The sequence below is a fragment of the Poseidonocella sedimentorum genome (genome assembly GCF_900116005.1).
GTDB lineage: Bacteria > Pseudomonadota > Alphaproteobacteria > Rhodobacterales > Rhodobacteraceae > Poseidonocella > Poseidonocella sedimentorum.
In genome coordinates this window covers 23,550-43,233 of sequence record NZ_FOYI01000007.1, presented here as the reverse complement: position 1 = coordinate 43,233, position 19,684 = coordinate 23,550, and the positions used below count along the sequence as shown (strand labels likewise).

Below are 19,684 nucleotides of genomic sequence, written 5' to 3'. Positions count from 1 at the left end.
GTCAGGCTCCTTTCCGGCCGCGCTGGCCTGCGTCCTTGAGGAGCCGTCCGCGTTCGACCGGATCGGCCAGAACTTCGATCGACGCGCCGATGAGGGCGAAGCCGAAGACCGTGAGCCCGAGCGCGATGCCGGGGAAGACCGAGGGCCACCACTGGCCGGTCATGACCGACTGGAACCCCGAGGCGATCATCGAGCCCCATTCCGGGGTCGGGGCCTCGACGCCCGCGCCGACGAAGGAGAGCGCGGCGGTGATGAGGATGGCCATGCCGACGTTGATCGACAGCTGGCTCAGCGCCGGGGCCATGGCGTTGGGGATCACGTGGCGGCGCAGGATGGTGATGTCTGACGCGCCGGCCACATAGGCCGCCTCGACAAAGCGCATACCGCGCAGGGTCAGCACCTGGGTCCGCATCAGGCGCAGGTAGATGGGGATGTTGACGAAGGCGATGGCGGCGACGATGGAGCCGATCGACTGGCCGAAGACGGCAACGAGGCAGATGGCGAAGACGAAGACGGGGAAGGCCTGGAGTACGTCGGCGATGCGCATCACACCCGTGGCGATGGCGGCCTGCGCTGGGCGGCGGCCGTCGTAGTAGCCCACGAGCGCCCCGAGCGGCGCGCCGATGGCGGCGGAGACGAAGGTCCCCAAGAGCGCGATGACGAGGTCGATCCGGGGGGCGTAGATGATGCGGGTGGCCACATCCATGCCGGTGTTGTCGGTGCCCAGCCAATGCTGCGGCGAGGGCGGTAGGAGGTATTGCGTCGGGTCCGCGCGGACCGGGTCGTAGGGGGAGAGCCAGGGCGCGAAGAGGGTCAGCAGCAGCACGGTCCCCACGATCACGTAGCCGGCGGCGAAGCCGGGCCGGAGACGGGCCACGGTCGCCACGAAGCTCAGGCTGGGGCGGAGCCGGGCGCGCGCCGTGACGAGGAACCCGCTTTTGCGCGTGGTCAGGGGCATTTCGTGTACCGCCATGATGTCTACCTCTGCGTTCGGTGGCTCATTGGGGAAGGGGCGGGCCGCCCGGGGTCTGGGGGCGGCCCACCGTTGCGCGGGGGGGAGATCAGCCGTAGCTGAAATCCTGAAAGCGCAGGTTGTTGGAGGTGTAGTAGGTGAAGCCCTTGAGGCTCTCGCGGCGCGCGAGCGTGTAGCCGGGGTAGGCGATGAAGATCCACGGCGCCTCGGCCCCGATCAGCTCCTGCGCCTCGGCCATCATCGCGAAGCGCTCGGCATTGTCGGCGGACAGCGCGGCCTGCCCCAGAAGCTCATCCACCCGGGGATTGGCGTAGTTGGAGTAGTTCGAGAAGGTCTCGCTGTCGAAATAGAGCTGCATCGCGTAGCCGGGATCGGGGCACCACGGCGTGTCGGAGAAGAAGATCATCGGCTGGGTGCGGCCCGACACCTCGTTGAAGAAGGTGCCCGCGGGGATCTTCTTGAGCGAGATCTCCACCCCGATTTCCCGCAGGGAGGTCTGGAACAGGATTGCCATCGGCTCCTGAATGGGATCGCCCGCGTTATAGGCCAGCACGCTGGAGAACCCGTCGCCGAGGCCCACGGAGGCGAGAAGCTCGCGCGCCTTGCCGAGATCATCGGTGAACTCTGCGGTTGGCTTGAAACCGGGATAGATGTCGGGCATCGCGCCGGTCATCGGCTTGGCGTTGCCGCGATAGATCGCCTCCAGCACCTGCGTGCGGGGGAAGGCATAGTTCATCGCCTGGCGCACCTCGGGCTTGTCGAAAGGCTCGAAGGCGGTGTTGAGCTCGATCCAGAACATCGGCGAGGCATCGACCGTTTCGGTCACCACGCCGGGCGCGGAGGCGAGCCGTTCGATCTCCAGCGGCTGGAGCGTCAGCGCGATGTCGACCGCGCCGCCCTGCAGCAGCGAGACCCGCGTCGCCGAAGTCGGCACCTCCTTGTAGATGATCTGCCGGATCGCCGGGGCGCCCGCGTAGTAATCCTCGCGCCCCTCCAGCACGGCCTGCTGCCCGCGCGCCAGCGCCGCCAGCCGGTAGGGGCCGAAGCCTGCGCTCTCGTTTGCCAGGAAATCGCGCGCCCAGGGGTCGTCCTCGGTGGCCATCTCCTTGCATTTCGTGGAATCGAGGATGTTGTTGTAGAGGTTGAGCTGCAGCTTCATCAGCAGCGGGTTGGGCTGGGGCAGCTCAAAGCGCACGGTGTATGTGTCCACCGCCGTGATGTTCTCGGGCCCACTCATCGACAGCAGCGAGGTAAAGAACCCGCCGATTGCGCCGAGCGCGAACTTGCGCTCCCAGGTCCAGACCACATCCGCCGCCGTGAGCTCGTTGCCCCAGTTCGACAGCACCCCCTCGCGCAGCTTGAACTCCGCCCAGGAGCCGTCCTCGCCCACGGTCCAGCTCTCGGCGAGCTTGCCGACAATGTTCACATTGCCGGGCAGCTCGGGGTAGTCGGCCACGTCCTCGCGCCGGACGGTGTCAAAGGCCGGATCGGGGACGGTCTCGAAGGCGATGAGGCTGTCATAGAGGCAGCCGATCATGTCGATCGTGCCGAGCGAGCCGTCGAATTCGGTGTCGAGCGATTGCGGCGTCGCGAGGGCGGCCACCACGAGCGGTTTGCTCTGGGCCGCCACCGGGGCCGCGCCCATCAACTCAAAGCCGAGGGCGGAAAACCCGCTGGCGGCAAAAGTCCCGGCCGAGCCCTTCAGGAAGCTGCGGCGCGAGAAATCAGGCGTCTGTTTCAATGTCATCAGGCAAGGGTCCCCTGTTGCGGTGCAGGCAGGGCCTGACCGGTCAAATCGCTTGCGAGCGATCGGTTTGGATATCGGGTTGGGGCGCGGATCTTGTGTGCTGCCCGCTTGGCCAACCTGAGGTCGCGGCGCGGATCCGGGCGTGGAGCCGGCGCCTCATGGGGTAAGGATGAGTGATCGCTTCCGCCGCTGTCAACGCGCGGTTCCGGACGTTTCCATGAGGAAATCTTCAGGCGCGCCGCAGAAAAAATGCGCGCGGAGTTATTGCGCCGGGAGGGCTGAGAAATAGTTGGCCCCCGGCGCGAAGACGGGGGCCAACAGGGCGCTCAATGGAGGAGAGAAAAGGAGCGCCGGACACTCGGAGCCGGGGGCGCGGATGCGGCGGCGGGCGTTTTGCACCGGTCAGGGGCGGCATTTCCAGTAGCGCAGGAAGGCGAGTGCGCCGCCGAGGAAGGCGAGGGTCGAGAACAGGCTGAAGGTCAGGGTGAAGCTGCCCAGAAGCGCGTAGACCGTGGCGAAGGCGGCGGGCCCGACCATCACGCCCACGAAGGTGTAGGTCAGGACCTCGCCGGTGAGCGTGCCCGCGCCGGGGCTGGCGCTCGCGGTTTCGGCCAGAAGGACGCCGTTCCAGCCCGACCCGGCGAGGCCGGAGATCACCACGACCCCGAGCCCGAGGGCGGGCAGCCAGCCGAAGACCGCAAAGCTCACCGCGCAGAGCCCGGTCAGCCCGCCGATGATGGCGAGCACGAGAAAGCCCGAGTTGAGCCAGTCGGCCATGAAGCCCCAGAAGACCCGCCCCACCGCGCCGAACCCCTGCAGCACCGCCGCGACCGAGGCCGCCGTCAGGGGGGACCAGCCGAATTGCTGGATCAGCATGGTGACAACGAAGGTCGAGATCGATAGCTGCACCCCCGAAAACAGGAAGCCGATGACCGCCAGCGCGCGCAGGTTGGGATCGCGCCAGACCGCGCGCTGGCCGGCCCAGATGCCGCGCGTGACGGGCACGCCGCGCACCCGTTCGCGGTTCCACGCGGCCCCGACCCATTGGTACATGGCCGCGAGGGCGAGCGGGAAGAGCGCGAAGAGCATCAGCGTCACCTGCCAGCCGAACCGCTGGGCCAGCGGCGGGATCGCCAGCGCGGCCATCATCCCCCCGAGCGGGACCCCGGCCTGCTTGATCGAGAAGATCAGGTTGCGCCGCGCGCGGGGGGCGAGCTTGGTCAGAATATGCGAGGACGACGGGTTGTTGAGCGCATAGCCGACGCCGATGAGCACCGAGCCCGCCGCGATGCCCGCGAGCGTGCCGGTGGCCATGAGCAGGAAACCGACACCGGCGGCCACGATGGCGAGCTGTCCCACGCGCCCCGCGCCGAGCCGCTTGACCATCCCGGAGGCCAGCATCGAGAAGAAGACCCCCGACGCGTAGATCAGCGAGACTTGATAGCCGATGAGATAGGGCGCGATGCCCAAAGCGTCGGCAACGATGGTCGGAATCGTCGTGAGCGCGAGGACGGAAGACGTCGCCGCGATCTGCGACAGCGTGGTCAGCGAGAGCGCGCCATAGAGCCCCGGACCGTCGGGTTTGCGCTTGGGTGTGGTCGTCGCGTGGAGGGAAGGGTCGACTGTTGTCACTTTGATAAATCCGGACTTTTTTGCACTGCATCGCTGCAATGCGCCGGTCTGACCCCTCTCGCGGCACATCGCCTGACATGCATCATCCGAGCGGCGGCGCGAGTCAATTCGCCCGCCCGTTAGTTTTTCTCAGCCTGCATATGTACGAACTTAACATTGACCGCAGAGCGCACGCCGTCCTCTCATCATCCCATGCCGCAACCCGATCCCGGGGCCCCTAAACCGGGCCGCACAGAGGGGAGAGATCGGGCAGGCGCGGGGCCCTCCGGCCCCGGCAGACAGACGTTCAACAAGGGTAGCTCAATGACCAAATACCACCTCACATCCGCCGCGCGACTGGGTCTCGGGACCGCCCTCGCGACGGCGTGCCTGACCGGCGCAGCATGGGCCGAGGCCGATCTCGAAGCGGCGCGCGCCATCGTCGAGGCGCACTCCGTCCTGCCCAGCTTCGAGGCGCCGGGCGCGCCGTTCGACGCGGCCTCCTGCATGGCGGGCAAACGCATCCTGTCGATCCCCACCTCCTCGGCCATCCCGTTCGTGTCGGGCATCGAGGAAGGCATGGTGGCCGCGGCCGAAGAGGTGGGCTTCGAGGTTCGCACCTGGCAGAACCAGGGCCAGCCGACGCAGTGGGTCCAGGGCATCGAATACGCCATCTCCAACGGCTACGACGCGGTCGACCTGATGGCCGGGATCGACCCCAACGCGCTCGCGCCTCAGGTTGCGGCGGCCAAGGACGCGGGCCTCAAGGTCTTCGCCAGCCACCACCGCGACGTGACCGATGAGACGGCCGAGCCCAATGTGGATGTCTCTCTGCCGCTGTCCTTCTCGCGGGTGGGCGAAATCATCGCCGCCTGGATCGTGACCAAGACCGAGGGCGACGCCAACGTGCTGGTCATCGGCTCCGATGACGTGCCGCCCTCGCAGCCCTACTGGAAGAGCTTCGAGGCCAAGTTGGCCGAGCTCTGTCCGGACTGCAAGGCGACCTACTACAACGTGCCCGTCGCGGAATGGGCGACCAAGATCCAGACCACGACGCAATCGGCGCTGCTGCAGGATCCGTCGATCAACTACCTCTTCCCGATCTACGATTCGATGTCGCAATTCATGCTTCCCGCCCGCGCCATCACCGGCCGGATGGACCTGCCCATCGCCTCGTTCAACGGCACGCCCTTCATCATCGACATGATCCGGAACGGCGATGTGGAGATGGACGTGGGCGAGAGCCTTGGCTGGATCGCGCGCTCCTCGCTGGATGCCTATATGCGCGATCTGTGCGAGGTGGGCGATGTGCCGGATGAGCTCTACATCCCGTTCTACATCTTCGACGCCGCCAATGCCGAGACCGCGGGCGTGCCCGCCGAGCTCGACAAGGGCTATGGCGATGCGCATGTGGGCGGGTTCCGCGCGCTCTGGGGCCTCGAATGATGACATCGGCGAAAGACCCCTTCGCCGATCTCAAGGACGGTCTTCCCCGGCGCAAGCCGGGGGAGGCCCCCGCGCTGCTGGCGCGCAAGGTCTCCAAGATTTTCGGCACGACCAAGGTGCTCGACGACGTCTCGCTCGCGGTCATGCCCGGCGAGGTCCACGGGCTGCTCGGCGCCAACGGCTCTGGCAAGTCGACCTTCATCAAGACCCTCGCCGGGCTGCATGATCCTGAGCCCGGCGCGGAGCTGATCATGTACGGCGAGGCCGCGCCCCTGCCAATGCCGGCCGGCGGCGCGCGGCGGCGGGGCATCTCCTTCGTCCACCAGAACCTCGCGCTGATGCCGTCGCTCACGGTGCTGGAAAACATGCTGCTCAACGATCTCGCGGTGACGCAACAGTGGAACATCCGCTGGGGCAAGGCGCGGCGCCAGGTGGCGGAGATCTTCGAGCGTTTCGACATTCACATCGACCCGATGACCCTGGTGTCCGATCTGCCCCAGGCCGACCGCGCGCTGATCGCGATCTGCCGCGCCTTCGAGGAGGTGCGCGTCACTGCGGGCGAGGGGCGCGGGCTGCTCATTCTCGACGAGCCGACGCCCTTCTTGCCGAAATCCGGCGTGGATCAGCTCTTCACGCTGGTGCGCGCCGTGGTGGCCGGCGGCGCGAGCGTCATCTTCGTGGCCCACGACATCGACGAGATCCGCGAGATCACCGACCGCGCGACGATCCTGCGTGATGGCAGGCTGGCCGGGACGGTGGTTTCCGCCGAGGCCGATCACGAGCGCTTCATCGAGCTGATCGTCGGCGAGCGCGTGACCATGTTTCAGACCGCGCGGGGCCAGGCGCCCGACCGGCCCGTCACCGCCTCGGTCCGCAAGCTGAGCGCCGATGTGGCGCGCGACGTGACCTTCGACATCCGCGAGGGCGAGGTGCTCGGCCTCACCGGGCTTATCGGGTCGGGGTTCGACCGGGTGCCCGAAGCGATCTTCGGCGCGCTGCCGGGCAGCGAGGGGTCGGTGGAAATCGGCGGCAAGAGCCTCGCGGTCGAGGCCATCACCCCGGCCCGCGCCATGGCGCAATCCATCGCCTACCTGCCCGCCGATCGGCTCGGCAAGGCCGGTGTCGGCTCGCTCTCGATCGCCGAGAACATGGCGCTGCCGGTGATGGGCGAGTTCCGGTCCCTGCTCGGTATGAATTGGCCCAAGATCAATGCGCATGTCTCTGATCTGGGGCGGAAATACGACATCCGCCCCAATAGGCCAGCGCAGGCGCTCTCCTCGCTCTCGGGGGGCAATGCGCAGAAGGTACTCATGGCCAAATGGCTCCAGACCGCGCCGCGGCTCCTGATGCTAGACGAGCCGACCCAGGGCGTCGACGTGGGCGCGCGCCAGAAGCTCTTTCACGCCATCGACGAAGCCAGCCGCAAGGGCACGGCCGTGCTCGTGGCCTCCACCGATGCCGAACAGCTGGCCCAGATCTGCCACCGCGTTCTGGTCTTCTCCAAGGGTCGGATCGTCTCCGAACTGACCGGCGCGGCGATCACCAAGGACAGCATTTCCGAAGAAACCCTGCGGGCCCACGCGCCCGCCACAGACCAAACACAGGAGGTGGCATGACCGCGCCCGACATCACTCCCCCCGCCGCCGCGCCGCGCTGGCGCGAGATCAACTGGGCCGGGCTCGCCGAAAGCTACGCGCTGGTCGCGGCGCTCGTCGTGCTCTTCTGTATCTTTGCGATGCTCCTGCCGACCACCTTCTTCACATGGGCCAACGTCTCGACAATGCTCGGCTCGCAGGCGGTGCTGGTGTTCCTCACCCTTGCGCTCATCATCCCGCTGACCACCGGCGACTTCGACCTCTCCGTCGCGGCCATTCTCACCATCTCGGCCATGACCATCGCGGTGTTGAACGCGCGCATGGGCGTGGCGCTGCCCGTGGCGATCCTCGCGGCGCTCTGTGTCGGCGCCATCGCCGGCGCGGCCAACGCCTTCTTCATCCTCTACTTCCGCATCCCGAGCCTCATCGTCACGCTCGGCATGGGCACCTTCATCAACGGGTTGACGCTCTGGATGTCCAACTCCGCGACCATCGGCGGCATCGATTTCGCCCTCGTCATGGCCGTGGTGGGCACGCGGTTTCTCGGCATTCCGCTCGCGTTTTACTACGCCATCCTCATGGCCGCCGCGATCTGGTACGTCTTCGGCTTCACCGCCATGGGCCGTCGGCTGCTCTTCGTGGGGCGGGGCCGCGAGGTCGCCCGGCTCTCGGGCATCCAGGTGGACCGGGTGCGCTTTGCCTCGCTCATGGCCTCGGCGATGATCGCGGCGCTCGCCGGTGTGCTCTATGCCGGGACGATCGGCGCGGCGGACCCGAACTCGGGCAACACCTTCCTGCTGCCCGCCTTCGCCGCGGCCTTCCTCGGGGCCACCGCGATCACGCCGGGCCGGTTCAACCCGGTGGGCTCGGTCGTCGCGGTCTATTTCATCGTCATCGGCATCACCGGGCTCACCATGCTCGGCATCCAGAGCTTCGTTCAGAACCTGTTCTACGGCGGCGCGCTGGTCTCGGCGGTGGCGCTCTCGCAACTCGTGCGCAAGCGCGAAGAACAACAGGTCGGCTGACCCATGGAGATCGGTGTCTTTCTGCCCATCGGCAACAACGGCTGGCTGCTGTCGCGCAACGCGCCGCAGTACAAGCCCAGCTATGAGCTCAACAAATCCGTAGTGCTGCGGGCCGAGGCGATGGGGATGGAATTTGCCCTGTCAATGATCAAGCTGCACGGGTTCGACGGCGAGACGGAGTTCTGGAACTACAACCTCGAGAGCTTCACGATGATCGCCACCATCGCGCCCTCGACAAGCCGGATCAAGCTCTTTGCCTCCACCGCCGTTCTGACCCTGCCGCCCGCCGTGGTGGCGCGGATGGCGGTCACGATCGACAATTGCATCCCGGGGCGGTTCGGCGTCAATATCGTCTCAGGCTGGCAGGCGATGGAGTATTCCCAGATGGGCCTCTGGCCGGGAAATGACTACTTCGGCTATCGCTACGATTACGCCACCGAATATGTCGAGGTGATGCGCCGGCTCTGGTCCGAAGGACGGATCGACTACGCGGGCGAGCATTTCACGATGGAGGATTGCATGGTCCTGCCCAAGCCTTCGGGCGGCCAGATCCCCATCGTCTGCGCCGGCCAGTCGGATCGTGGCATGGAGTTTGCCGCCCAGTGGGGCGATTACAACTTCTGCCTCGGCGACGGGATCAACACGCCGACCGCCCATGCCGACAAGAACTACAAGCTGCTCGAAGCCACGCGCAAGACCGGCCGCGATGTGGGGGCCTATGTGCTCTTCATGATCATCGCCGACGAGACAGACGAGGCGGCGTTCGCCCGGTGGGAGAGCTATCAGGCGGGGCTCGACGTTGAGGCCGCCGCCAATGTCATGGGCCGCGCGGCCGAGGACGTGGCGGGTGACGGGGTCAACAAGGCGATGCAGCGCGAGGACCGGACCGTCAACATGAACGTGGGCGCGCTGATCGGCTCTTTTGAAAACGTGGCGCGGATGCTGGATGAGGCGGCGGAGGTTGCGGGGACCAAGGGCATCATGCTCGTCTTCGACGACTACTACGACGCGATGGATACCTTTGCCGAACGGGTCCAGCCGCTGATGGCCTGCCGCGCCGACCGGCTCGCGGCGATCGCGGCGGAATGAAACACAAGACGAAAAGCAGGATGAATCATGAAAGACGATAGCAGCGCGCCGGGACTGGAAAAGACCGGCGATGAGATCGGGATGGGGGATTTCTGGCGCACCCTCGGCGAGCGGCCCATCGGCGCGACGCTGGTCACGACCGACAGCGCGGATGGCCCGAACGGCTTTCTGGGGCTTTCAGCCGCCCATGTGACGGCGAGTCCGCCGACCATGCTTGTCTCGATCGACAAGAAGACCTCGGCGCTTGCGGGCGTTCTCGAGAAGGGCCACTTCGCGGTGAACTTCCTGCCCGAGGGCCATGCCGAGATGGCCAATGCCTTTGGCGGCAAGGGCGAGAAGGTTTTCGAGGCGGAAAAATGGGGCGTGCTGGCAACCGGGGCGCCGGTCCTGAAGGACGCGCTCGGGGTCTTTGACTGTGAGGTGAGCCAGGTGGTCGAGGAGGGCGATATCTCCATCGTCATCGGGCTCGTGAAGGGCGTCCGGGCCGCCGGGACCGGCGCGCCGCTGATCTTTCACCGCGGCAAGTTCCTCTCGGAATGAAGCCGTCGGCCTCGGCGTCAGAGCGCCGGGGCCAGCCGCGCGGCGATCTCAAGAAGCCGCCGGTCCGCGCCCCGCGGCGCGATGAGCGAGAGCCCGAGCGGCAGGTCCGTCCCGGACACCGGCAGCCCCAGAACCGGCACTTGCACCGCCGTCCAGAGCGCGTTGAACTTCGGGTTGCCCGGCGCGCGGCCCAGGGGCGCAAAGCCGGGCGCCGACGGCGCGATGATCGCGTCGACCGGTTGGAGCGCCCGTTCAAGCGCCATGCGCAGCGCGGCCAGCCGATCGCGCGCCGCGAATTGATCCTGCGGTGCGAAGCCCATCTTCATCTCAACCCGGTCGTGAAAATCCCGGTGCAGCAGCGCGCGGCGGCTCCGCGCGAGGTGGAGAAACGCATTCGCCCCCTCGCACATCTGCACGCAGCGGTGCAGATCGTCGGCCTCCTCGAACCCGTCTGGCAAGGCAAAAGGCGCCACCTCGGCCACGGGCGCGAGCCGCTCCGGGAGCGCATCGAAGAGGGCCCGGGTTTCCGGCTCCAGCAGCGCGGCGAAGGGCGTCCGGGTGATCCCGAGGCGCAACCGGCGGCCGGGCAGGGACGGAGACGCAGGCAGCGCATAGACCTCCGCCAGCAGCGCAAGATCCTCCACCGCGCGGGCGATGAGCCCGACCGTATCGAAGCTGACCGCATAACGGCCGACCCCCTCGGTGCTGATGAGCCCCCAGCTCGGTTTGAGCGCCACATCGCCGCAAAAGCTTGCCGGGCGGATGGTCGAGCCGCCGGTCTGCGTGCCCAGGGCGAGAGGGACGTGGAAATCCGCCACTGCCGCCGCGCTCCCCGCGCTGGAGCCGCCCGGGGTCCGGTCCGGATCTGCGGGGTTGCCCGTCGCCGCATCGCGTCCGCAGGCGGCGAACTCGGTCGTGTCGGTCTTGCCAAGGATGATCGCGCCCGCCGCGCGGAGCGTCGCGACGCAGGCCGCGTCGGCCCCCGTGTGATGCCCGCCGAACAGGGGTGAATTGTAGCTCGTCGGCAGATCGCGCGTGGCGATCATGTCCTTGATGGCGATGGGAATTCCGGCAAGCGGGCGCGGATCATCGGCGCTTATCGCCGCCGCCTCGGCCTCCGCCTCGGGGTTGAGGCTGATCCAGGCGCGTACCTCCTTGTCCCGCTCGGCAATCCGCCCGAGACAGGCCCGCACCAGCGCCAGCGCCGTGATCTCGCCCGACCGGATCGCCGCCCGCGCCGCGCGCGCGCTCAGCCGGCAAAGCGCCGCATCATCCATCATGGGATCCCTCCTTCAGACAGGAAAGCGGGCCGCACCGAAACCGGAACGGCCCGTCCTTCCCCCAAGCCCGCGGGCTTATTCCGCCGCGACGGCGATGCTTTGGCGCGAGGCCATCAGCGGCTGAATCTTGGTGCCGAACTCGTCAAGCCCGATGAGGAAATCGTCAAACACCATCATGATACCCTTGACCCCGTGCACCGCGGCGGCCTCGTCAAGCATCGCGGCAATGCTCTCGTAGGAGCCGACCAGCGTGCCCATGTTGAAGTTGACGGCCCCCTCGGGGAGGTTGATCGCCCGCGCGGTGGCATTGTCGCCGGCCTGATCATCCTGCGCGCCCTGCACACCCATGTAGGAGAGCGCCTCCAGATCGGCCCCTTCGCGGTAGCTTTGCCATTTCGCCTGCGCCGCCTCGTCGGTCTCGCCGGCGATGATCATGAAGAGCACATACGCCCCCACATCGCGGCCCGTCTTCTCCGCCGCCGCGAGAAGCTGCTCGCAGACCGGGGTGAACTTGGTCGGCGTGTTGACGCCCTGGCCCATGACAAAGGAATAGTTGGCGTATTCGGCCGAGAACTGCATCCCCCGCTCGGACTGGCCCGCGGCCACGAGCTCGATCTGTTTCTCCGGCTGCGGCTTGAGCATACAGTCTTCCATCTCGAAGTGCTCGCCCTTGAAATCCGAGCTGCCGGTGCCCCAGAGGTCCTGCATCACGGTGCAGTATTCGGTCGCGTAGTCGTAGCGGTATCCGAAATACTCATTGCCGGGCCAGACGCCCATCTGCGTGTATTCGTTCGGCGCCCAGCCGGTCACGATGTTGACGCCGAAGCGCCCGGGGGCGACGGAATCGATGGTCGAGGCCATGCGCGCCACCACGGCGGGCGGCAGTGTGAGGATCGCTGTGGAGGCGAAGAGCTTGATCTTGGACGTCACGGCCGCCAGCGCGGACATGAGCGTGAAGCTCTCAAGGTTGTAGTCCCAGAACTCGGTCTCGCCGCCAAAGCCGCGGTACTTGATCATCGAGAGCGCGAAGTCGAGCCCGTAGCCCTCGGCCTTCTGCACGATCTGCTTGTTGAGCTCGAAACTCGGCTTGTACTGCGGCGCGGTCTTGGAAATCAGCCAGCCATTGTTCCCGATCGGGATGAATACGCCCATGTCCATCTGTTGTCTCCTGAATGGTCCGTCGTTTGTACGGACCTTGACAGGTCGTTTGCGTCGATACGATGGAGGAAAACTCCGCTCCTGGCTCAAAAAAACTCATCTGCGCGCCAAGGCGGCGGCGCGGGCAGGACTGGCGCAGCATCTGCCCGGAATTTACGCGCGGCGCAAACCCGGCTCAGATGGAGGAGAGCGTGGTGTGGTAGGCGAAGTTGTCGCCGGGGTGGTACTGGACCGCGTATTCCAGCAGCCGCGCGCCCGATCCCAGATAGCGGCGCGTCATCTTGAGCGCGAGGTCGCCGGGCTCACGATCGAGCCAATGGGCCACGTGGTCGGGCATGTAGGCGGCGCGCACGTCCTGCTGGATTTCCATGACCCGGTCGCCGGTCGCCTCCTCGACGAGATTGAAGAGCGCAACGCGCAGGATCGGGATGTCATCGACCACGTGGCGCAGGCGCGGATCGAGATAAACTTCGTTGACGCAGAAGGGCTTGGCATCCCCCGCGTAATAGCGAGGCCCGCTGAGATAGTGAAATTTCCGTCCCGGCCGGACGCCCATCTCGGCCGCGATTTGGCCCCGTGCCTCGACGGTCTTGCGGGTCTTGAAGTGAAGCTCGGTGGCGCGGGCGAAATCGAAGAGCCCGCCGCGCGAATTGGCCGAGAACCGGGAGCGCCAGTCATCCTGCGGCGCTTCGACGCGGGTCCCGACCCCCTTGCGCGCGGTGAGCAATCCGCGCTGGCGCAATTGACTGATCGCTTGCCGGATCGTGTGGCGCGAAACGCCAAGGGCTTCGGCCAGATCGGACTCGCGCGGCAGGAGCGACCCCACCGGATAGGTCCCGTCATCGATCAATTTCTGGACATGTTGCGCCACCTGGAGATAGAGCGGGGTCCCGTCTGCAAAGGCGACGGTCAAATCAGCCGCTTGACCTGACATGGGTCTGACCTCTTAGTAAGTCCGCACATATCACGATGATTGCACAGCATCGCCGCCCTGTCACGCGCGGCGTACTGGCTCGGAAAACAAAGAAGACCCATGCAGAAACTCACCGACATTCTCGCAGGCCGCGCGCTTTCGCCGGCCGAAGAGGCGATTCTCCCCGATCAGGCCAAACGGACGATGGAGGGGATCATGGATCATCCGCTGTTGCGCAGCGATGCCCGGCTTCCGGCGCTGGTCGCCATCGATCCGCGCGAGGGCCAGGTATGAGTGCGACACTTGCACAGATCGCCGCCGCGCGGCTTGCGGGCAAGGACGCGGCAGCCCGGATGGAGCCGGCGCTCAAGGCCTTGGCGGCGGAGCCCACCATCGTCTCCAGCGTCGAGGCTGCGACCGCGCGGGCACAGGCGCGCACGCTCGATCAGCTGGCGGCGCGCGGCCAGTCGGCGGGGCCGCTGCATGGGGTGCCGCTCGCGCACAAGGACATGTACGACCGCGCGGGACAGGTGACCGGGTTCGGGGCCAAGACCGGCGCCGGCATGAAAGCAAGCGAGACAAGCACCGTCCTCGCCCGGCTCGACGCGGCGGGGCAGATCGACATGGGCCGGCTGCGCATGTCGGAATTCGCGATGGGCCCCACGGGCCACAACCATCACTGGGGCATCCCGCGCAACTCTGCGAGGGCAGGCGCGATCTCCGGCGGTTCGTCCTCGGGTTCCGGGGCGGCGGTCGGTGCGGGGTTGGTGCGCGCGGCGCTCGGCTCCGACACCGGCGGCTCGATCCGGCTGCCCGCGGCCTGCAACGGTGTCGTCGGGTTCAAACCGACGCAGGGGCGCGTGCCGATGACCGGCGTGATGCCGCTGTCCTTCAGCCAGGATACCGTCGGCCCGCTCGCGGCGACTGTGGCCGAGGCGCGGCTCGTGCTCTCGATCATCGCCGGGCCGGACGGGCGCGATCCGATCTGCCGCTACGCGCCGGCGATGCGGCCGCGGGGGGAAGCGCTCGGCAAGGGCCTTCGGATCGGCTTCGCTTCGGGCGCGGTCATGGCGCCCGCGAGCCGGGCGATGACGGCGGCGATGGGCGCGGTGCGCGAGCGCGTCAGCGCCGTGGCGCGGACCCGCGAGGTCGGGCTCGACCTGCTCACAACGCTGGGCGAGGCGGCCAATGCCATCGCCATGAGCGAGGCCGCGGCGGTCCATGCGGACCGGCTCGCGCGGGCGCCCGAGAGCTACGGCGACCAGCTCCGCTCCCGGCTCGCGCAGGCGGTGGCGATCCCCGGCTTTGCCTATGTGCGCGCCCTGCAACTGCGCAGCCGCGCGCGCGCCGAAATGATGCGCCGCGTGTTCGATGAGGTCGATCTCTTCGTCATGCCGACGCTGCATGATGTCCCGCCCCTTGCGGCGGAGCACGACGTCGGCGGCGGGCAGGGGGTGGCCGCGATGATCGGAAAGATGGTGCATTTCACCCGGCCGATCAGCTTCCTCGGTTTTCCCGCCCTTTCGTTGCCCGTGGCCCGGACGGCGGACGGCCCGCTCTCGGTCCAGATCGTCGGGCCGGACTGGTCCGAAGACCTGATCGCGGATCTCGGCGAATGGCTCGAAGCGGAGTGTTCATCGGGCGGGTGAGCAAAACTCATGCCCGCAGCCGAGGCGGCTGGTCTAGACTATGTCCAGACATGAAAACGGAGGCTTCGGATGGAAGAGCAAGGCGCGCGGGTTTGGGACAGGTTCCTCACCGAGGATGACACAAAGGTGCTTGCAGGCGGCAATCTGCGCAAGGCGCAGGGGCCCGGCCGCAAGACCGCGCTTTTGTCGATCGACATGCAGATCACCGCGATTGGCGATGACATGCCGATTTACGAGCAGCGCGACCGCTACCCCGGTGCCTGCGGGCCGCATGCCTGGGCGGCGATCCCGGTGCAGCAGCGCTTGCTGGCGGCCGCGCGCGGGTCCGGGATGCCGGTGATCTATTCGAAACACGTGTTTCACAGCTACACCGGGCTGGAAAAATCCGCCGGCGGCGTCTTTGCCGCGAGCGATCCGCGCTCCGAAATCGCGCCCGAAGTCGCGATGGCACCGAGCGATATATTGCTGGAAAAACAGACACCTTCTTGTTTTGCCTTCACCAACCTCCACCTCATCCTCCAAGAGCTGGGCGTCGACAGCCTGCTGCTGATCGGCAACTCCACCTCTGGCTGCGTGCGCGCGACGGCGGTGGATGGATCGGCCATGGGCTACCGGGTCATGGTGATCGAGGACGGCGTCTTCGACCGGATCGAAATGAGCCACGCCGCCGCGCTCTTCGACATGCAGTTCAAGATCTGCGATGTGATCACGGAATCGGCCGCGATGGCCGTCATCGCCGGTGATTCCGGCGCCTATGCCAAGGCGGCGCCCGAAGCCGAATCATCCTTGGCCATGGTCTGAACGCTGCGCGCCAAGTGCCGCGTTTGAGGTCGATTGCCAGGAAATGCGCCCAAAACGAAGGCAAAGCGGGCGGCTGAGTAAGTCCGTACCTAATAGACACAAGGGAGGTTTTGACCGCGAACCGCGGCGCATGGCCAGATCGGAGTGGGGAGAGCCAAGTGGAGTTTAAGTACCATGCGCAAACGCGTCCCACTCAACGCAATCCGGGCCTTCGAGGCCGTGGCGCGCAACAATTCGGTCGCCAAGGCGGCCAATGAGCTTTGCGTGACCCCGACCGCGGTGAGCCATCAGATCCGCCTTCTGGAAGATTTCCTTCAGGTCGAACTTTTCGAGCGCAAGAACAGCCGCGTCTACCCGACACCGGAAGCGACGCTGCATGTCCGCCAGATCACCCAGGCGCTCGATCTGATCGACGATTCGGTCAAATCGCTCGCCGCGGTACGCGATCATGAGCACCGCAAGCTCTCGGTCTCCGCGCCCGCCTCGCTGGCCTCGCTCTGGCTCGTGCCGCGGCTCGGCCGGTTCATCGAGGCGCAGCCGGATGTCGATCTCAGCTTGCGCACCTATCTCAACCGGCGCGACGCAGAGCAGCATGACAGCGACATCAAGATCTGCCCGTGGTCGCAAGGCGTGTCGGGGTTCCAGTCCGAGCCGCTGGTCGAGGAGGCCTCGACGCCGGTCTGCGCGGTCGAGCTGGCCGAGCGCTTCGACGGCGATCCGGAGCGGATCCTGCGCGAGGCCCCGCTGATCCACGTGGATCGCGCGCCCGGCGGCTACGAGGGCGATCTGCCCGACTGGGCCCGCTACATGTCCGAGTTCGGCATCGACCGGCGCGACCATTCCCACGGGCTACGCTTCAACCAGTCGGGCCAGGCGGTCGAGGCCGCGCTCTCGGGGGTCGGTGTCCTGCTGGGCCGGTCACTGCTGGTGCAGAAGGCGCTGGAAGACGGGCGGCTGGTTGCGGTGGCCGAGTGCTACCCGGTCCGCACGCCCTATTACGTCCAGTGTCCGAGCAAGCCCAAGAGCGACGAGACGCTCCAGAAATTCAAGAACTGGCTTCAGGAGGCTGTCCGGCCCGAGGCCGCCCTCGCGATGGCGTGACCAAGCTGAGAAAAGCTCAGCCCGGCACCGCAGAAACTTGCGCTGCCCCTCGCCGCGCGGGCGGTGTTTGATGGGGGCAAGCCGTTGATGGGGACAAGCCCCGGGGGAGCACCATGCCAGACAGATTGACCGCCACCGCCATCGCCCGCGATCTCGCCGCCGGACGCCGCAGCGCCGAAGACGTTTTCGACGCAACGCTTGACGTGATCCAAAGGCGCGAGCCCGCGCTCCGGGCCTTTGCGTTTTTCGATCCCGAACTCGCCCGCGCGCAGGCCTGGGCCATCGACGCGTCGGCGGATAGGGGCACGCGCGGTGCGCTGGCCGGGGTGCCGGTGACGGTCAAGGACGTGATCGCGACGAAGGACATGCCCACGGGCCACAACACCGCGCGCTACGCAGGCGCAATGACGGGGGTCGATGCGGCCTGCGTCGACACGCTGCGCCAGTCGGGGGCGGTTATCCTGTCGAAATCCGTGACCACCGAATTCGCCGCCACGCAACGCGGCGCGATGACCCGCAATCCCCACGATGCGGCCCGCACGCCGGGGGGCTCCTCCTCTGGATCCGCGGCTGCCGTCGCGGCCGGGATGGCGACGATCGGGCTGGGGACACAGACCGGCGGCTCGACGATCCGCCCGGCCAGCTTCAACGGCGTCTGGGGGTGGAAGCCGAGTTGGGGCGCGATCTCGCGCGAGGGGCTCAAGCTCTATTCGCTGACCTGTGACACCATCGGATTCTACGCCCGCGATCCGGCGGATTTCACCCTTCTGGCCGATGTCTTCGACCTCGATCCCGCGCCCGAGCCGGCACAGGTCCGGGGCCTGCGGATCGGGGTGGTGCGCCCGCCGCTCTGGGGCCAGGTGGCGCCCGCGATGCGCACTGCACTGGCGCGGTCGGCGGAGCAGCTGCGCGCCGCCGGGGCGGAGGTTTCGGACGTGACCTTGCCGGAGATCTTCGACGGGATCGATGCGGCACATGCGGCGATCCTGCTGCGCGAGGGGCGGGCGGCCTTTCTCAACGAGGATCGGGCGCAGGGCGCGGCGCTGCATCCGGAATTTCGCGCCATGGTGGCCAACACGGCGGGGCAGACGCCTCAGGAGGCGCGGGCGGCCTATCGGTGCGCCGATGCCTGCCGCGCGGCGATGGATGAGCTGCTCGCGGGCTATGACGCGGTGATCGCGCCCTCGGCCTGCGGCGAGGCGCCCGTGGGGCTCGATTCGACCGGCGATCCGTCGATGAACGGGCTCTGGACGCTGATGTCCGTCCCGGTGGTGTCGATCCCCGGCTTTACCGGTCCGGCTGGAATGCCGATGGGGATCAGCGTGATCACCCGGCGGTTCACCGACCGGACCGCGCTTGCCGCAGCGCGGCTCATCGCGGGCGAAATCGGCGGGGCGATCGCCGCCGAAGAGAGCGCCGAAGACAGCGCCGAGGCGAGCAGCGCGGCATGACAAAATCTCAGGCCCCCCTGCGCGCGAATTCATGCGAATTGCGCGGGCTGCGCGGCTAGGCTCGGGGCAACGATACCGACGGCCCTGACCTGGAGGACCACTGATGGCAGACGACGCAACGCTCTTGAAAGACCCCGCCGAAATCGACGCGCCCCAGAGCGTGTCGCTTGAGGCGTTCAAGTCGGGCATGGCCCTGCTTGCGGGCGCGGTCAACATCGTCACCACAGATGGTCCCGCCGGGCGCGCGGGGCTGACGGCTTCGGCGGTCTGTTCGGTGACCGCCGATCCGCCCACGCTTCTGGTCTGCGTCAACCGCGCTTCCTCCGCCGCGCCGGCCTTCCTCGAAAACGACGCGGTCTGCATCAACACCGCCGGGCCCGGCCACCGGGATCTGGCGATGCTGTTCGGCGGCAAGACCCCGATGGAGGCGCGGTTTGCCGAGGCGAGCTGGACGACCGGCGCCTCCGGGGCGCCGATCCTGACCGGCGCGGTGGTGAGCTTCGATTGCCGGGTGAGCAGCCGCGCCGTAGTGGGCAGCCACGAGGTCCTCTTCTGCCGGATCATCGGAATCACCGAGGCACCTCAGACCCCCGCGTTGGCCTATTTCGCCCGCAAGTTCCACGAATTGGAGGCCTGATCCATGCCGCTCGCGCTCGTTGCCACCGATACCCCACACGATTACACCGCCGCCCCGGACGGGGCCTTGAGTGAGGCGGTCCGGGCCCTGAGCGCGGGTGCGCCCGTGGTCATTACCGGCAGCGCCGAGGGGCCCTTTGTCCTTGCGCGCGCCGAATGCATCACGCCGGACCAGATCACCCTCATGGCGGCCCATGCGCGCGGGCTGGTGGGCATGGTCATCACCCATCGCCGCGCCGCCGAGCTTGGCCTGGGGCTCCAGCCGCGCCAGGGCCGCCGCGACGCGCCGCTCTACACCAGCTCGATCGAGGCCGCCGCCGGCACCTCGACGGGCATTTCCGCCGAGGACCGGGCCCTGACGATCCGCGCCGCCGCCACTGGCGGGCCGCGGGACATCATCACGCCGGGCCATATCTTTCCGCAGGTGAGCGACGCGCGGCCGAGCGGGCAGGCGGGGCTTGCCTTGCGCCTTCTGGCGGCGGCGGGGCTGCCCCCGGTGGCCGCGATCTGCACCATGCTCGACAGTGAGGGCGAGGTGGCGGGCCGTGCCGACGCGGCGCGCACCGCGGAGGCGCTCGGCCTCGTCGCGGTAGGTGGCGCGGATATCGCCGCGATGCTCAGCCCCGATTGCTTTTCCTGAGCGCGCTCTCGCGCGAGCGGATCTGAGAA

General features: G+C 67.4%; 18 protein-coding genes. 12 read left to right on the top strand and 6 right to left on the bottom strand.

The features are described from left to right. Position 1: 1 nt before the first annotated feature. From BM353_RS11005 to BM353_RS10995, 3 genes are all read right to left on the bottom strand, one after another. Entirely contained in the window at positions 2-973 is a 972-nt protein-coding gene (locus BM353_RS11005; protein ID WP_092080776.1) for an ABC transporter permease, read from the bottom strand. Between the two features lie 88 nt (positions 974-1,061). Beyond that, positions 1,062-2,720 carry an ABC transporter substrate-binding protein gene (locus tag BM353_RS11000; protein WP_092080773.1) on the bottom strand — a complete coding sequence of 553 codons (1,659 nt, stop codon included), beginning with the start codon at positions 2,718-2,720 and terminating at the stop codon, positions 1,062-1,064. 402 nt (positions 2,721-3,122) lie between these two features. Beyond that, the gene (locus BM353_RS10995) at positions 3,123-4,352 is read right to left on the bottom strand and encodes an MFS transporter (RefSeq protein WP_177220539.1); all 1,230 of its coding nucleotides are present in this window, start codon (positions 4,350-4,352) and stop codon (positions 3,123-3,125) included. A 303-nt stretch (positions 4,353-4,655) separates the two neighbouring features. Between BM353_RS10995 and BM353_RS10990 the strand changes: the two genes are divergently transcribed. From BM353_RS10990 to BM353_RS10970, 5 genes are read left to right on the top strand one after another with little or no spacing between them, the layout of a single operon-like run. After that, positions 4,656-5,777 carry a sugar ABC transporter substrate-binding protein gene (locus BM353_RS10990; RefSeq protein ID WP_177220538.1) on the top strand — a complete coding sequence of 374 codons (1,122 nt, stop codon included), beginning with the start codon at positions 4,656-4,658 and terminating at the stop codon, positions 5,775-5,777. Then, positions 5,774-7,393, top strand: coding sequence for a sugar ABC transporter ATP-binding protein (locus BM353_RS10985; RefSeq protein ID WP_092080764.1), 1,620 nt, complete (start codon positions 5,774-5,776; stop codon positions 7,391-7,393). The genes BM353_RS10990 and BM353_RS10985 overlap by 4 nt, the downstream gene beginning before the upstream one ends. Further along, the gene (locus BM353_RS10980; RefSeq protein ID WP_092080761.1) at positions 7,390-8,397 is read left to right on the top strand and encodes an ABC transporter permease; all 1,008 of its coding nucleotides are present in this window, start codon (positions 7,390-7,392) and stop codon (positions 8,395-8,397) included. The genes BM353_RS10985 and BM353_RS10980 overlap by 4 nt, the downstream gene beginning before the upstream one ends. A gap of 3 nt (positions 8,398-8,400) precedes the next feature. After that, positions 8,401-9,486 (top strand): pyrimidine utilization protein A, encoded by a 1,086-nt coding sequence (gene rutA, locus BM353_RS10975; RefSeq protein ID WP_092080758.1) that lies wholly within the window; start codon positions 8,401-8,403, stop codon positions 9,484-9,486. A 27-nt stretch (positions 9,487-9,513) separates the two neighbouring features. After that, the gene (locus tag BM353_RS10970; RefSeq protein WP_092080755.1) at positions 9,514-10,026 is read left to right on the top strand and encodes a flavin reductase family protein; all 513 of its coding nucleotides are present in this window, start codon (positions 9,514-9,516) and stop codon (positions 10,024-10,026) included. A 17-nt stretch (positions 10,027-10,043) separates the two neighbouring features. Here the strand turns inward: BM353_RS10970 and BM353_RS10965 are convergent, their stop codons facing one another. The 3 genes from BM353_RS10965 to BM353_RS10955 form a co-directional block, all read right to left on the bottom strand. Continuing rightward, a complete protein-coding gene (locus BM353_RS10965; protein WP_092080752.1) occupies positions 10,044-11,306 on the bottom strand; it encodes an amidase in 1,263 nt (420 codons plus the stop codon). A gap of 75 nt (positions 11,307-11,381) precedes the next feature. Next, the gene (gene rutA / locus BM353_RS10960) at positions 11,382-12,464 is read right to left on the bottom strand and encodes a pyrimidine utilization protein A (protein ID WP_092080750.1); all 1,083 of its coding nucleotides are present in this window, start codon (positions 12,462-12,464) and stop codon (positions 11,382-11,384) included. 175 nt (positions 12,465-12,639) lie between these two features. Then, the gene (locus tag BM353_RS10955; RefSeq protein ID WP_092080747.1) at positions 12,640-13,398 is read right to left on the bottom strand and encodes a GntR family transcriptional regulator; all 759 of its coding nucleotides are present in this window, start codon (positions 13,396-13,398) and stop codon (positions 12,640-12,642) included. 99 nt (positions 13,399-13,497) lie between these two features. Between BM353_RS10955 and BM353_RS16945 the strand changes: the two genes are divergently transcribed. The 7 genes from BM353_RS16945 to BM353_RS10925 all read left to right on the top strand — a co-directional run bounded on the left by BM353_RS16945 (position 13,498) and on the right by BM353_RS10925 (position 19,655). Beyond that, a complete protein-coding gene (locus tag BM353_RS16945) occupies positions 13,498-13,671 on the top strand; it encodes a hypothetical protein (RefSeq protein ID WP_177220536.1) in 174 nt (57 codons plus the stop codon). Next, positions 13,668-15,026: an amidase gene (locus BM353_RS10950; RefSeq protein ID WP_177220535.1), complete on the top strand. Its 1,359-nt coding sequence runs from the start codon at positions 13,668-13,670 to the stop codon at positions 15,024-15,026. The genes BM353_RS16945 and BM353_RS10950 overlap by 4 nt, the downstream gene beginning before the upstream one ends. A gap of 69 nt (positions 15,027-15,095) precedes the next feature. Continuing rightward, positions 15,096-15,827: a cysteine hydrolase family protein gene (locus BM353_RS10945; RefSeq protein WP_092080741.1), complete on the top strand. Its 732-nt coding sequence runs from the start codon at positions 15,096-15,098 to the stop codon at positions 15,825-15,827. A gap of 174 nt (positions 15,828-16,001) precedes the next feature. Beyond that, positions 16,002-16,928 carry a LysR substrate-binding domain-containing protein gene (locus BM353_RS10940; RefSeq protein WP_092080738.1) on the top strand — a complete coding sequence of 309 codons (927 nt, stop codon included), beginning with the start codon at positions 16,002-16,004 and terminating at the stop codon, positions 16,926-16,928. A gap of 113 nt (positions 16,929-17,041) precedes the next feature. Further along, a complete protein-coding gene (locus BM353_RS10935; protein WP_092080735.1) occupies positions 17,042-18,379 on the top strand; it encodes an amidase in 1,338 nt (445 codons plus the stop codon). A gap of 103 nt (positions 18,380-18,482) precedes the next feature. Continuing rightward, the gene (locus tag BM353_RS10930; protein ID WP_092080732.1) at positions 18,483-19,016 is read left to right on the top strand and encodes a flavin reductase; all 534 of its coding nucleotides are present in this window, start codon (positions 18,483-18,485) and stop codon (positions 19,014-19,016) included. A gap of 3 nt (positions 19,017-19,019) precedes the next feature. After that, positions 19,020-19,655 (top strand): 3,4-dihydroxy-2-butanone-4-phosphate synthase, encoded by a 636-nt coding sequence (locus BM353_RS10925; RefSeq protein ID WP_092080729.1) that lies wholly within the window; start codon positions 19,020-19,022, stop codon positions 19,653-19,655. The last annotated feature ends 29 nt before the right edge of the window (positions 19,656-19,684 follow it).